Annotated in this window: 14 protein-coding genes, 1 pseudogene and 1 riboswitch; all 15 genes and pseudogenes read left to right on the plus strand. The window is 39.2% G+C overall.

All coding sequences use genetic code 11. From position 1 onward, the window contains the following. The first annotated feature begins 80 nt into the window (after positions 1-80). The 15 genes and pseudogenes from M44_RS15885 to M44_RS23820 all read left to right on the plus strand — a co-directional run bounded on the left by M44_RS15885 (position 81) and on the right by M44_RS23820 (position 13,771). On the plus strand, positions 81-959 hold the full coding sequence (locus M44_RS15885) for a YitT family protein (protein WP_010175164.1): 879 nt from the start codon (positions 81-83) through the stop codon (positions 957-959). A gap of 51 nt (positions 960-1,010) precedes the next feature. Next, entirely contained in the window at positions 1,011-1,355 is a 345-nt protein-coding gene (gene cccB / locus M44_RS15890; protein WP_010175165.1) for a cytochrome c551, read from the plus strand. A gap of 159 nt (positions 1,356-1,514) precedes the next feature. Then, entirely contained in the window at positions 1,515-2,030 is a 516-nt protein-coding gene (locus M44_RS25600; RefSeq protein WP_010175166.1) for a metallophosphoesterase, read from the plus strand. Positions 2,031-2,389: 359 nt separating this feature from the next. Beyond that, positions 2,390-2,674 carry a hypothetical protein gene (locus tag M44_RS27120; protein ID WP_010175167.1) on the plus strand — a complete coding sequence of 95 codons (285 nt, stop codon included), beginning with the start codon at positions 2,390-2,392 and terminating at the stop codon, positions 2,672-2,674. After that, positions 2,586-3,968: a cell wall-binding repeat-containing protein gene (locus M44_RS25605; protein ID WP_010175168.1), complete on the plus strand. Its 1,383-nt coding sequence runs from the start codon at positions 2,586-2,588 to the stop codon at positions 3,966-3,968. Before M44_RS27120 ends, M44_RS25605 begins: the two co-directional genes overlap by 89 nt. 319 nt (positions 3,969-4,287) lie before the next feature. Beyond that, positions 4,288-4,974: a cell division ATP-binding protein FtsE gene (gene ftsE, locus M44_RS15905; RefSeq protein WP_010175169.1), complete on the plus strand. Its 687-nt coding sequence runs from the start codon at positions 4,288-4,290 to the stop codon at positions 4,972-4,974. Continuing rightward, positions 4,964-5,848 carry a permease-like cell division protein FtsX gene (ftsX, locus tag M44_RS15910; RefSeq protein ID WP_010175170.1) on the plus strand — a complete coding sequence of 295 codons (885 nt, stop codon included), beginning with the start codon at positions 4,964-4,966 and terminating at the stop codon, positions 5,846-5,848. Before ftsE ends, ftsX begins: the two co-directional genes overlap by 11 nt. Before the next feature lie 30 nt (positions 5,849-5,878). Continuing rightward, entirely contained in the window at positions 5,879-7,207 is a 1,329-nt protein-coding gene (locus M44_RS15915) for a murein hydrolase activator EnvC family protein (RefSeq protein ID WP_010175171.1), read from the plus strand. A gap of 196 nt (positions 7,208-7,403) precedes the next feature. Further along, positions 7,404-7,949 carry a DM13 domain-containing protein gene (locus tag M44_RS27125; protein ID WP_010175173.1) on the plus strand — a complete coding sequence of 182 codons (546 nt, stop codon included), beginning with the start codon at positions 7,404-7,406 and terminating at the stop codon, positions 7,947-7,949. Positions 7,950-7,951: 2 nt separating this feature from the next. Next, the gene (locus M44_RS15925; protein WP_010175175.1) at positions 7,952-8,656 is read left to right on the plus strand and encodes a response regulator transcription factor; all 705 of its coding nucleotides are present in this window, start codon (positions 7,952-7,954) and stop codon (positions 8,654-8,656) included. Beyond that, the gene (locus M44_RS15930; protein WP_010175177.1) at positions 8,646-9,677 is read left to right on the plus strand and encodes a sensor histidine kinase; all 1,032 of its coding nucleotides are present in this window, start codon (positions 8,646-8,648) and stop codon (positions 9,675-9,677) included. Before M44_RS15925 ends, M44_RS15930 begins: the two co-directional genes overlap by 11 nt. 147 nt (positions 9,678-9,824) lie before the next feature. Beyond that, complete coding sequence (gene msrB / locus M44_RS15935) at positions 9,825-10,817, plus strand: peptide-methionine (R)-S-oxide reductase MsrB (protein ID WP_237705312.1); 993 nt, start codon at positions 9,825-9,827, stop codon at positions 10,815-10,817. A gap of 64 nt (positions 10,818-10,881) precedes the next feature. Next, complete coding sequence (locus M44_RS15940) at positions 10,882-11,460, plus strand: hypothetical protein (RefSeq protein WP_155814987.1); 579 nt, start codon at positions 10,882-10,884, stop codon at positions 11,458-11,460. Then, a complete protein-coding gene (locus M44_RS15945; RefSeq protein WP_010175183.1) occupies positions 11,450-12,013 on the plus strand; it encodes a redoxin domain-containing protein in 564 nt (187 codons plus the stop codon). The genes M44_RS15940 and M44_RS15945 overlap by 11 nt, the downstream gene beginning before the upstream one ends. Positions 12,014-12,253: 240 nt before the next feature. Continuing rightward, positions 12,254-12,365, plus strand: a riboswitch (SAM riboswitch). Positions 12,366-12,452: 87 nt separating this feature from the next. Next, positions 12,453-13,771: pseudogene (locus tag M44_RS23820) on the plus strand (O-acetylhomoserine aminocarboxypropyltransferase/cysteine synthase family protein). The last annotated feature ends 12 nt before the right edge of the window (positions 13,772-13,783 follow it).

Below are 13,783 nucleotides of genomic sequence, written 5' to 3' on the forward strand. Positions count from 1 at the left end.
TACTTTTTTTTACTAATGCTATACTCCTAAACGGTGAAGAATGGGGAAAGCTATCAAATAAGGTGGAAAAGGAGAGAGTTATGGCAGAAATAGGGAAACAAACAAAGCGAAATCATGAACGTCATCCTTTATTAAAAAAATTAGTAGAATACCTTTACATATTTCTAGGTTCTAGTTTTGTAGCCATTGCATTTAACGTATTTCTTTTACCTAATGAAGTGGCTTCTGGTGGGGTAAGTGGAATCTCTACTATTTTGAATAGTGTTTTAGGATGGGAGCCGGCTTATGTTCAGTGGGCATTTAACATTCCTCTTTTTATAGCAGGGCTAATTTTTTTGGGCTTTCAGTTTGGATTTAAAACAGCAATTGGAACAGTATTTCTACCGTTTGTTGTATTCCTAACGAAAGACTGGTCTCCTTGGACAGAAGATCCTCTATTAGGAGCGCTGTTTGGTGGGATTGGTGTAGGACTTGGATTGGGGATCGTGTTTAGAGGGAAAGCTTCAACAGGAGGCACAGATTTAGCGGCGCAAATTATTAATAAATTTACGGGATTATCTCTTGGTACATGTGTAGCCATTATCGATGGTTTAATTGTGCTGTCTGCGGCCATTGTTTTTGATATAGAAAAAGGATTATATGCACTTATTGGATTATATGTTACATCAAAAACAATTGATCTCGTTCAAGTAGGATTCAGTCGTTCAAAGATGACATTAATTATTACCAATCGACAAGAAGAGGTGCGAGACGGAATCATTCATAAAATTGACCGTGGTGTGACAAAGCTATCAGCATATGGTGGATATACAGATGATGAGCGCCCAATCTTAATGTGTGTAGTGGATCAAACGGAGTTCACGAAATTGAAACAATTGGTCAAATCCATTGATCCGAAAGCATTTATTGTTGTGACAGATTCTTCTGAGGTACATGGAGAAGGTTTCAAGCGAGAATAGAATTGGTATAATGGAAGGGTAATTTTATCCAGTTAAGAGGGGGAATAGGCGATGAAGAAAAAGTTTATGGCACTTTTACTCGGTACTTCATTAGCTCTTGCAGCATGCGGTGGGGACGATGGATCAGAAACGTCTAGTGATTTAAATGAAGCGTCAACAGAAGAAGTTGTAATCAACGGTGTCAATGTAAAGCAGATTTACAATCAAAAGTGTTCATCTTGCCATGGTGGAAATTTAGAAGGCGGGTTTGGACCGCAGCTTAGCACGATAGGTGCTTCTCTTTCTAAAGAAGACATCATGAGTGTCATTGAAAATGGACAAGGGCAAATGCCGAAGGGAATTATTAGCGGTGACGAGTCTGCTGCTGTTTCCGAATGGCTTGCCAGCATGAAGTAATAGGATAAAAGGAAAAGACGCATTCTTCCAGGATTGCGTCTTTTATTTCATTTACAAAAACTATACAAATAATTACAAATAATTTCACTATTCCCTAAACTTAGCAGTTATACTAGGAGATGGTTGTATTAATCTAGTATAAAAGGAGTAGAAGATGATATGAAAAAAAGTGCCGCGTTATTTAGTGCCTTACTTGCAACATCGATGTCCTTTACTGGAATTGTTCATGGCGAATCAAATCCAGCACCTGCAACAGGAGATTTTAACCTAACTGTGATACATACGAATGACACACATGCGCATTTAGAAAATGTAGCTCGACGAGTAACGGCTATTCAAGATATTCAAGCTTCAGCTGAAAATTCAATTTTATTAGATGCTGGGGATGTGTTTGCTGGAACTCTTTATTTTAATTTATTTGAAGGTTTAGCAGATGTTGAGTTTATGAACATGCTAGGATATGATGCGATGGTTCCTGGAAATCATGAATTCGATAAGGGTCCAACTACATTTGCTAATTTTGTAAAAGCAGCTCAGTTTCCAATCGTTAGTTCAAATATTGATTATTCTAAAGACAGTGATTTAAGTCCGTTATATAAAAATGAAACGGCGATGCCTGGAGACGGGGGTAGCATCTACCCAACTCAAGTCATTAACGTAAACGGTGAAAAGTAGGAGTATTTGGTTTAACAACAGAAGAAACAGCTATCCTATCTAGCCCTGGAGAGACAGTCGTATTTGAAGACTCAGTAGAAAAAGCAAAAGAAGCAGTTTCTACACTTAAAGGTCAAGGAGTTAATAAAATCATTGCGTTAACTCATCTTGGAAATTATTATGACCTACTTTTAGCTGAAGAGGTAGATGGCATTGATGTCATTGTAGGTGGTCATAGTCATACTCAGCTGGATGACCCACAAGTAGTAAATGAAGATGTTGAACCAACCATTATCGTTCAAGCGAAAGAATACGGTGAATATATCGGAGATTTAGATGTAACGTTCGATGAAAATGGAGTATTAACAGCGTGGGATGAAATGCTTGTCAACGTAAATGAAAAAGATTCAGATGGGAATTATGTCATTGCAGAAGATCCAGCAGCAGCAGCAAAGCTTGCTCCTTATTCTGCGGAGTTAGAAACCTATAAAACAACAGTAGTTGGTTCTTCAAAGGTTGTATTAAACGGAGAGCGTAATGATGTTCGTGCAAAGGAAACCAACTTAGGGAACCTTGTTGCAGACGCGATGCTTTATAAAGCAAAAAAAAGCTGGTGGCGCAGACTTAGCAATTCAAAATGCTGGCGGAATCCGTGCGAGTATTGATGCTGGAGATATTACTCTTGATGAAGTATTAACAGTATTACCTTTTGCAAACACACTAGTTACTCTAGAATTAACAGGTGAAGAAGTAATTGTAGCCTTAGAAAACGGTGTTAGCCAAATTGAACAAGTAGCGGGTCGTTATCCTCAAGTAGCAGGAATGAAATTCTCTTATGAAATGTCTAACCCAGTTGGAGAAAGAGTACTTGATGTACGTGTCCAAACTGAAAATGGCTTTGAACCAATCGAACTAGATGAAATGTATACTGTAGCAACCAATGCCTATATCGCTGGTGGCGGGGATGGTTATGAAACGTTCGCAAAGGCTAAAGAAGAGGGCCGTATGAACGAATTATTCTTCGTTGACTATGAAGTATTTAACGAATACCTACAAGAAATGGGTCCTGTGACTTCTAAAGTAGAAGCTCGTATTGTCGAGAGTGACTTAAAGCGTCTAGCTGGTGAAGATCGGTACGAAACAGCAGTAGAAGTATCTAAACAAGGTTGGGAATCAGCAGATACAGTTATAATTGCAAGAGGGGATTCTTTTGCAGATGCATTAGCAGGAGCTCCGTTAGCTAAAAAATATAATGCTCCCATTCTTTTAACAGATTCAAACAAGCTATCATCTGCGACAAAAAAAGAGATTGAGCGCTTAGGTGCGAAGAAAGTCATGATCCTTGGCGGAACAAGTGCTGTATCTAAATATGTAGAATATCAGCTTGGCGGGCTTGGTGTAGATGTAGCTCGAGTGCAAGGTGCAGACCGTTATGAAACAGCAGCAAATATTGCAGCAAAATTAGGCGGTAACCCAGAAAAGGCTATAGTTGTAAGTGGTGAGAACTTCCCTGATGCTCTATCGATTGCTTCTTACGCTGCTAACATGGGGTATCCAATTTTATTAACAGATGATCAAATGCTTCCAGATTCTACTAAACTAGCACTTAGTGACATAGATGAGACGATTGTAGTTGGTGGAGAGAAAGTAGTAAGTAAAGTTGTAATGAAAAAATTACCTTCTGCTACTCGTTATGCAGGAGATAATCGTTATGAAACAGCAGCGGTAGTTGCCACTGAACTACACCCTTCTTACAAAGTAATGCTTGCAAATGGAAATGGGTTTGCAGATGCGTTAACTGGATCTGTTTTAGCAGCCAAAGAGAATGCTGTGATTCTTTTAACAGAGAAGGAAGAGTTCCCAACAGCAACTTTTGAAGCTTTAGTAGAGTTATCTGCTACTCACGTAACGATCCTTGGTGGTACAGCCGTGATAAGCGATGAATTAATTAAAGAATAATAGTAGCTAAACAGTAGAACCTTGGAATTTCCAAGGTTCTTTTTTATGTGATAATGTAAAGTAGGAAGGTATTACCATAGAAACTTACGGAAAAATGTACTACCCTATAAAAGGTATAAAAATCGAATGGAGAAGAACTTTAATAAAAAAAATAAGGATTTTATGACAGTATTTGAAATGAAAATGTAATATAAATGCCAATGAACTTCATAAAAGCAAATGGTATAATATTTTAGTAGTCCAAAGTTCGACCCCATTAGACAAATAATCAACTCGAAACTGTACATTTGAAAATACTTTTAATAAGGTGATAACTAGAATGATTGAAATGATTGACGTTTACAAGAAGTATTCAAACGGTGTAATTGCTGCAAATGGGTTTAATATCAATATTCAACAAGGCGAGTTCATCTATGTCGTAGGACCTAGTGGAGCAGGTAAATCTACTTTTATCAAAATGATGTACCGTGAAGAAAAACCTACCTCTGGTAACGTTATGATAAATGGAATCGATATCTCAAAAATCAAAAATTCACGTGTACCATACTTACGAAGAAATATGGGAGTAGTCTTTCAAGATTTTAAATTACTACCTAATCTTACGGTATTTGAAAATATTGCGTTTGCATTAGAAGTAATTGAAGAAACTCCTAATAGCATTAAGAAGAAGGTTATGGAAACATTAAGTTTGGTAGGGTTAAAGCATAAAGCTAGAATGTTTCCAGATGAGTTATCTGGTGGAGAGCAGCAGCGTGTATCCATTGCAAGATCTATTGTAAATACACCTAAGCTTGTGATTGCCGATGAACCAACAGGAAATCTTGATCCAGAAACATCTTGGGAGATTATGAAGATATTTGAAGAAATCAACTTGAGAGGGACAACCATTATCATGGCAACCCATAACCGTGAGATTGTCAATACCATAAGACACCGAGTTGTTGCGATTGAAAACGGTCAAGTGGTTCGAGATGAGCAACGAGGAGATTACGGCTATGAAAATTAGTACATTTTTTCGACACATACGTGAGAGCTTTCGAAATATTATTCGGAACAGTTGGATGACGTTTGCATCAGTGAGTGCGGTTACTGTAACCCTATTATTAGTTGGTGTTTTTGTTGTTTTAATGTTAAACATGAATAAGATTGCAACCGACATCGAAGAAGATGTTGAAGTAAAGGTATTCATTGACTTGGAAGCCGACGAAGCAGCTATACAGGAGTTAGGAAAAAATCTTGAAAGTATAGCGGGAGTTGCTAATGTTGAATATTCATCAAAAGAACAAGAACTCCAAAACTTAATTGAAGATTTAGGGGAAGATTTTTCCTTATTCGAGCAGGATAATCCTCTTTATAATACGTATACAGTGAAAGCGGTAGATCCACGCCGCACGGATTTCGTGGCAGATCAAGCTTCTACCTATGATTTTGTTAATAGCGTAGAGTACGGAGAAGAACGAGTGGAACAATTATTCTCTTTCTTTGAAGTAGCACGAAATGTTGGACTAGTCTTAATTGTTGGTCTTCTATTCACTGCCATGTTCTTAATTTCCAATACGATTAAAATTACAATTGTGGCTAGAAGAAAAGAAATAGAAATTATGAAACTTGTTGGTGCTACCAACTGGTTTGTCCGTTGGCCGTTTATTTTAGAAGGTTTGTGGTTAGGGATGCTTGGTTCTGTTATTCCAATTTCACTAATTACAACGGGCTATATATACGGATATGATCTGATTCAACCAAAACTAGAAAACTACTTCTTCTCCATCTTAGATGTTACTCCTTTTATTTACCAAGTAAACTTTATTATTTTATTACTTGGTAGTTTAATAGGTGTCTGGGGAAGTATGATGTCTGTTCGTAAATTCTTAAAAATATAGAGAGATCTAGTGAAAGAGGGGTATTGCCAAATGAAAGTCAATTCATTTAAAAGCTTACTGCTTGCTTTTGTATTAGCTGTTGGTTCTCTATCAATGGTCCCTACTAAATATGCTGAAGGATCTATTTCAGATTTGAAAGATGAGAAGAAGCAAGTTGAAGAGGAAAAGAAAGAAGTAGAAAGTCAAATTTCTGAAAAAGAAAATAAAATTTCAGAGAACCAATCAAAGCAAGAAGATTTAGTGGCACAGATTAATAGTCTTGATAAACAAATCACAGATACCAACACAAAAATTGAAGAAAAGAATGCTGAAATAGAAGAAACTAATAAAGAAATTGAAAAGCTAAAAGCTGAAATTGAAGTACTTAAAGTGAAAATCGCCGAGCGTGATGCCTTACTAAAAGAGCGTGCTCGTTCTGTACAGCAAAACGGGGGATCAGCAAGTTATATTGACGTTCTTCTAGGCTCAAAAAGCTTTAGTGATTTCATTACTCGTGTCACAGCGGTTAATACTTTAGTAAATGCTGATAAACAGATATTAGAGGATCAACAACGTGATAAAGAATCTCTTGAAGAAAAGCAAAAAGAAGTAGAAGCAAAGCTAAAGCAATTAGAGGAAGCAAAAGCTAACTTAGAAGCATTAAAGGCCGAGCTTGATGGTAAGAAAAAGGAAAAAGATGCATTAATTACGGAGCTTCGTGCACAGGAAGCTGAGCTTGAAGTAGAAAAATCAGAACTAGAGCAACATGCCCATGATTTACATGAAATGAGTGCAGAAATAGCCTCTCAAATTCAAGCAGCTGAAGAAAAAGCAGCAAAATTAGCAAAAGAAGCGGCAGAGAAAAAAGCGCGAGAAGCAGAGGCTGCAAAGAAAGCAGCAGCATCGCAAGGTTCAGGGTCAGGCTCTAGCTCTGGTGGAGGCGGAACGGTTTCAACCCCTTCTGTATCATCTGGAAATTGGACAAGACCTGCAGCTGGTTATGTATCAAGTGAATATGGTGCACGTACTCTTAACGGAAGAGCAGATTTCCACGATGGTATTGATATTGCTAAGAGCGGATCTGTTCCAATCGTAGCAGCAGCGGACGGAGTGGTATCAAAAGCGTATTACTCTAACTCTTATGGAAATACAATATTCATTTCTCACTACATTAACGGCACGGAATACACAACCGTATATGCTCATATGTCTTCTTACCAAGTTTCCAACTTCCAAACTGTTTCTAAAGGACAAGTTATTGGATACATGGGGAACACAGGTGCATCTTACGGACAGCATTTACATTTTGAACTATATATAGGTGGATGGACGCCATCACACTCGAATGCTGTGAATCCGCGTAATTACATTAGCTTCTAAACTATAATTTTCTGAAACAACTAGGCTTTTATTAGCTTAGTTGTTTTTTTATTGTTTAGAAAAATTTTTAATCTTGTAGAGAAGATATTGTGCTTTTATTGATAAATTTAAGAATTCCTTAAGGTTTCCGTTAACCTCTTCTAAGTTTTGTTCCGTATGCTTTTCATGTACACTATTTGTAATTGGGGGGATTCGAATGAAAAAAGCGTTACTTATTGGAGGTAGTCTAGTAGCTATATTCATTGCATGGTATCTGGTATCACCATTATTTATAGACAAGGTTGTGGATGAAGCTCCACCAGAGCAAACATCCCCTAGCCAAACAGAAGAACCGATGGAGTCAGAAGAAATCATGCAAATGGAAGAGTCTGAGAAAGAAGAATCCACAGTTAGCGAAGAAGAAAGCCCTATTACGCCAACTCTTATGACAGGAACCTTTAAGGGGGCAGATGCAAATCACGATGCGACTGGTAACGTCCTAGCTCAAGTAGACGGAGACAATCCATATATTCGATTTGAAGAATTTGAAGCAACAAACGGACCAGATTTATATGTGTATGTAGTAAAAGAAGGGCAAAAAACGAGTGAAGGTGTTTCACTAGGAAAATTAAAAGGGAACATTGGTAACCAAAACTATGACCTACCACAAAACCTTGAGATCGAAGAGGGAGATCAGTTGGTTATTTGGTGCAAACAATTTGATGTCGATTTCGGTTATGCACAGTTGATTAAAGGAGAGTAGCGATGTATACGATACTGTTAGCAGATGATGAAGAGTCTATCTTAGATGTGTGTAGACGATATTTGGAGCTAGAAGGCTATAGGGTGATCACGGCAACCGATGGTCAAGACGCTCTTAAACTTGTAAACGAATATTCTCCACACCTTATCGTGTTAGACATTATGATGCCGATTCAAGACGGGTGGCACGTGGCCGAGCAGGTACGAGTGTCTCGGGATACACCGATCATTATGCTAACAGCACTCGGACAAGAACGTGACCGTATATATGGCCTTTCTATAGGGGCAGACGATTATTTGGTCAAACCCTTTAGCCCAAAAGAGCTAGTACTTCGAGTCAATAATATTTTACGGAGAGTATATAGGACAGGGGGAGTAAAAGAAGAACAACCATCCTTGATACGCTTTGGAGAGCTAAAGATCGATACAGATCGACGTCTTGTGGAACGGAATAGGAAGGAAATTGAGCTAACGGTAAAAGAATACGATCTACTCGTTCTTCTTTCCCGTCATCCAAAGCAAGTTTTTTCTAAATCGCAGCTCATTGAGAAGGTGTGGGGATATGAGTATGATGGGGATGCAAATACCGTAAATGTGCATATTAGAAGGTTAAGAGAGAAAATAGAGATGGATCCATCGAATCCACAGTTTATTCACACAGTGTGGGGGATTGGTTACCGCTTTGAAGGAGAACGAGATGAATCTTAAAACAACATTACTCGTAACCAACGCATTATCCATTCTGTTGTTCTTTATCTTTCTATTTATCAGTTATATTAGAATGTTCCTATCTAGTGAAGTTTTAGTGTTATTAACCTTTATCACACTTTTAGCTGGAGCGATTTCATTTGTAACACATTTACTACTGATCAACCCACTTTTAAAAGCTGTAAAAGGGGTATCAAGCGAAGCAAAACGAATAGCAGAAGGTGAGTTTGATGTAGAGGTTAGAGAGACGGGTCCAAAAGAAATTCAAGAGTTGGCAAAAAACTTTAATACGATGTCCTCTAGAGTGAAAGAAATGATTGATGATGTGAAAGAGTCTGAACGATTGAAAACGGAGCTTATTGCGAATGTATCCCATGATTTAAGAACCCCGGTGGCATCCATTCGCTCTCATGTGGAAGCTCTTATCGATCAGATCCTAACAGATGAAAAAACGAGAGAGCAGTACTTATCCACCATTAAACAAGAATCGGTCAAACTGAGCGAGTTATTAGAAGAAGTGTTGCAGTTGTCTCAGCTTGAAAGAGGGTCCGTTCCTTTTCATCCTGAAAGAACAAAGGTGGATGAGCTTTTAGTTTCGGTGCTATCTTCCTTTGAACGAATGGCGGAGAAAAAGGGAATAGAGTTCGTCGTGCAAATCGATGAGAGGGAGGATAGCATTCTGATTGTTCCACAGCAAATCCATCGTGTGTTATCCAATCTTATTGAAAATGCCATTCGATATTCGAACAATGGAAGAACCATTACGATCATAGTGGAAGATTCGGGGCGAGCGACCATATTTAGGGTAACAGACGAAGGAGAAGGAATTCCCTTTGAAGAACAAAAGAATATATTTGACCGGTTTTATCGTGTGGAAAAATCTCGGAACCAAGCGTACGGGGGATCGGGACTTGGTCTCGCTATATGTAAGGAATTTGTTACGTTACACGGCGGAGAGATTGGCGTGAAAAGCGTTAAGGGTTGGGGGAGCGAATTCTGGTTTACCATTCCGAAAGAATAGGAGGAAATAGAATGAAACGATTTAGTCTACTAATAGGGGCTGTTATCATTGTTGTAGCAGCTGCATTTTTTTGTTCCAAAATTATATAAGAGCGTAACGGAGAAGAGTATTGGAAGTGAAGAAGTTGCTATCGAACAAGGAGAAGATTTGGCTATTGCTACGTTTGCAGGTGGATGCTTCTGGTGTATGGAGCCGCCTTTTGAAAAGCATGACGGAGTGTATGAAGTGATTTCTGGTTATACGGGAGGAGACACGGAAAATCCGAGCTATAATGAGGTATCGAGTGGAGGAACGGGGCACATAGAAGCGGTCATAGTACAATACGACCCTAGCAAAATTGCTTATGAAGATCTTTTACAAATTTTTTGGAGGCAAATTGATCCCACCGATGCAGATGGTCAGTTTGTTGATCGCGGAGAGCAGTATTCTACAGCCATCTTTTATCATGATGAGGAGCAAAAAGAGTTAGCGGAAGCCTCCAAAAGAGAGATAGAAGAATCAGGGCGTTTTGCTGAGCCGATTGTCACGCCTATTCTTCCTGCCGAAACCTTTTACGAAGCAGAAGAATATCATCAAGATTACTATGAGAAAGAGAGTGTCAGCTATAAGTTTTACCGTAGTCGTTCAGGACGAGATGAATTTATTGAAAATGCCTGGGGTGAAGAATTAGAGTATAGAGTGAACGATACAACCGAAACTTCTTCTAAGTACCCAACTTACACAGATGACGAATTAAGAGAGAAGCTAACTCCTATACAATACTCTGTCACGCGAGAAGACGATACGGAGCCTGCGTTTGATAACGAATACTGGGATACAGAAGAAGAAGGTATATATGTGGATATTGTATCAGGCGAACCTCTCTTTAGTTCAATGGATAAGTATGATAGCGGTACGGGATGGCCCAGTTTTACAAAGCCGTTAGTAGAGGAGAATATTGTGCTGAAAGAGGACAAAAGCTTCTTTATGGTTCGAACAGAAGTAAGAAGCAAACATGCAGATTCTCATTTGGGTCATGTGTTTGAAGATGGGCCTGAGCCAACTGGTCTCAGGTATTGCATGAACTCTGCTGCCATGGAGTTTATTCCGAAGGACGAGTTAGAAGAGCGCGGATACGATGAATTCCTATCCATCTTTTGACGAATGTTATCCGAAGGGGTAAAATACCTATATAGGTATATTGCGAGAGAAATGAGTGGTAGCGATGATATGGTATTCAATTGGAGCATTTACATTTCCAGCAACGTGGGCAGCGGGATTATTCGCTGTCCTTATTGCGTGTAGTTGGGTTTGGTTCAAACAAAAGGAACAATGGCCCTTATTTAGTGATAGTCTTTTCTGGTTTTTCCTCATCTGGAAGTTAAGTCCCCTGCTTTTTGATTTCCAAACGAGTTTGGCTCACCCCTTTACTCTTTTATATTATTTTGGAGACGTAAAAGGAGTAACGGTAGCGTTCCTCGTTGCGTTTACCATACTATTTGTAAAGAGTAAGCCTTGGCCTCAAAAGGTATGGCTCATGCCGTTATTTCTTCTCTTATTTTCGTATAAAAGCAGTCTTCTATTCTTTGATGACTATACATTATCCGAAGTGCTCATATTGTTATTGTTTCTTTATTGGTTCCTAGTGGAAAGCAACAAATTTTTAGTCGTTACTACCTTTTACGGGATAGCGCTTTTGTTTTCTGTCATGCAAAGGGATATACTACTAGGAGAGCTGATCTATCTGATCATAAGTGTACTGTTTTTATTGGTTAATGGGAGGCGTCAAGTGTATGAGAAATAAAATCATTCTACTACTACTAGTGGCCGTTGTGGGCTATGTACTTTGGAATCAACTAAATGAAGATCAACTCTCATCCTATGATGGAGAGATTGTGAGTGTATGGAGTGAGGAAGGTGATCCCACTTTATCTAAAGGAGCGGTCCCTCCAGATTTTCTATTAAACACTCATGATGGAGAATCGATTCGTTTATCAGAGTTAAAAGGAAAAAAGGTTATGCTCAATTTCTGGGCAACTTGGTGCCCACCATGCAAAGCAGAAATGCCAGTAATGCAGAAATTTTATGAGAAACAGGCAGAAGAACTAAATGTAGAAATTATAGCAGTGAACTTAACGAGCCAAGACCATGGTCCAGAAGCATTGGCGGAATTTCTGAAAGTTTACGACCTAACGTTCCCCATCCTTTTAGATGAATCGGGAGAAGTAGGAAAAACGTATCAAGCCTTCACCATTCCAACTAGCTATTTTATCAATACGAAAGGTGAAATAGAGGGCAAAGTTATTGGCCCTGTAAATGAACAGCTGTTAGAAGACACGATTCGGAATATGGACTAAGTGGGAAAAACCGCGACCAGTAACTTTTCGTAGAGAATGGCTGGTCGCGGTTTTATTTTAATTGCCAAGAGGCTTAAGCAGTATCCTGGGAGAATTGAAGCCATTTTGCTGAAATAGGTCTACACTCTCTAACAAATTAAATAATTAAAATTTTCTAACTATTCTGTTGACATTATGCCTAGACGCCCTTATAATCACAGTAAGCCATGAATACTTCCTTTTTAATACAACAGTTTCATACTCTTATCGAGAGCGGCGGAGGGAATAGGCCCTGTGAAGCCCGGCAACCATCAAGCGAATTTTGCTTGAAAAGGTGCTAATTCCTACAGGTAATCTACCTGGAAGATAAGAGGAGGAGTTAATTACGTAACCCTCTTCTTAGGAAGGGGGTTTTCGTTTTGTACGAAATTCCTCTCTCCTTCTTCCTATTAAAAATTGAATGGAGGAATACCCCTTGTCAAAACCATCTACATCCTATCGTCTTGAATCCCTTCTACTTCACGGAGGTCAGGAGCCAGATGCAACAACAGGCTCACGGGCCGTACCCATCTATCAAACGAGTTCCTATGTTTTTGAAAGTGCAGATCATGCGGCAAAACTTTTTTCACTAGAAGAACCAGGAAATATTTATTCTCGAATCGGCAATCCAACGGTTGATGTGTTAGAACAACGAATCTCCTTACTTGAAGGAGGAGTAGGGGCACTTGCTCTTTCCTCCGGGATGGCGGCCATTACGTATGCTATTTTGAACATTGCCGAGCATGGAGATGAGATTATTAGCTCCTCTCAGGTATATGGTGGAACCTATAATCTATTTGCTCTCACCTTACCCCGCTACGGGATCACAGTGAAATTTGTAGATGGCCGAGACCCAGAAAATTTTCGAAAAGCCATCACCTCTAAAACAAAAGGAATTTTACGGAGATTATTAGTAATCCCTCCCTCGATGTTCTAGATATAGAAAAAGTGTCAACGATTGCTCATGAGAATGGTGTCCCTTTAATTGTCGATAATACGTTTGCAACTCCATATGTTTGTAGACCAATAGAGCACGGGGCGGATATTGTGGTACATTCCGCAACCAAGTGGATAGGAGGACACGGGACGACGATTGGCGGTTTAGTGGTAGACGGAGGAAAGTTTGATTGGTCGAATGGAAAATTTAAAGGATTTACTGAACCCGACCCAAGCTATAATGGCCTCCGGTACGCACAAGATATTGGAGAAGCTGCCTTTATTATTAAACTACGAGTTCAGCTATTACGAGATATTGGTGCTTGTTTAAGTCCTCATAGTGCTTTCTTATTATTGCAAGGTCTTGAAACTCTTCATCTTAGGGTGGAACGTCACCAAGAAAATGCTGTGAGGGTAGCGAAATTTTTGGAAGCACATGAGGATGTAGCGTGGGTAAATTACTTAGGTTTGCCATCTCATGCTTCTAAGCATCTTGCTGACCGTTATTTTGACAACGGATATGGTTCCATCATTGTGTTTGGTATAAAAGGGGGACGTGAAGCAGGTCGAACTTTAATCGACAGTGTCCAATTATGGTCACATTTAGCCAATGTAGGAGATGCAAAATCTCTTATTATACACCCCGCATCAACTACCCATTTGCAGTTATCTGAAGCGGATTTGGTGGAGGCAGGCGTGACACCAGATTTAGTGAGACTATCTGTTGGTATTGAGCACGTAGATGATTTAATCGATGACTTACAGCAGGCCATTGCAGCGACCAAAACGAAAGAAGTGGTGTAAAGTGATTCCCCG

This window comes from Bacillus coahuilensis m4-4 (genome assembly GCF_000171615.1).
GTDB classification, from domain to species: Bacteria; Bacillota; Bacilli; order Bacillales; family Bacillaceae_K; genus Bacillus_T; species Bacillus_T coahuilensis.

Coding starts and splice junctions, on each gene's coding strand:
- M44_RS15940 (WP_155814987.1), top strand. CDS start 10,882: ATGATATGGTATTCAATTGGAGCATTTACATTTCCAGCAACGTGGGCA.
- cccB (WP_010175165.1), top strand. CDS start 1,011: ATGAAGAAAAAGTTTATGGCACTTTTACTCGGTACTTCATTAGCTCTT.
- ftsE (WP_010175169.1), top strand. CDS start 4,288: ATGATTGAAATGATTGACGTTTACAAGAAGTATTCAAACGGTGTAATT.
- ftsX (WP_010175170.1), top strand. CDS start 4,964: ATGAAAATTAGTACATTTTTTCGACACATACGTGAGAGCTTTCGAAAT.
- M44_RS15915 (WP_010175171.1), top strand. CDS start 5,879: ATGAAAGTCAATTCATTTAAAAGCTTACTGCTTGCTTTTGTATTAGCT.
- M44_RS15885 (WP_010175164.1), top strand. CDS start 81: ATGGCAGAAATAGGGAAACAAACAAAGCGAAATCATGAACGTCATCCT.
- M44_RS27125 (WP_010175173.1), top strand. CDS start 7,404: ATGAAAAAAGCGTTACTTATTGGAGGTAGTCTAGTAGCTATATTCATT.
- M44_RS15930 (WP_010175177.1), top strand. CDS start 8,646: ATGAATCTTAAAACAACATTACTCGTAACCAACGCATTATCCATTCTG.
- M44_RS15945 (WP_010175183.1), top strand. CDS start 11,450: ATGAGAAATAAAATCATTCTACTACTACTAGTGGCCGTTGTGGGCTAT.
- M44_RS15925 (WP_010175175.1), top strand. CDS start 7,952: ATGTATACGATACTGTTAGCAGATGATGAAGAGTCTATCTTAGATGTG.
- M44_RS27120 (WP_010175167.1), top strand. CDS start 2,390: ATGCTTGTCAACGTAAATGAAAAAGATTCAGATGGGAATTATGTCATT.
- M44_RS25600 (WP_010175166.1), top strand. CDS start 1,515: ATGAAAAAAAGTGCCGCGTTATTTAGTGCCTTACTTGCAACATCGATG.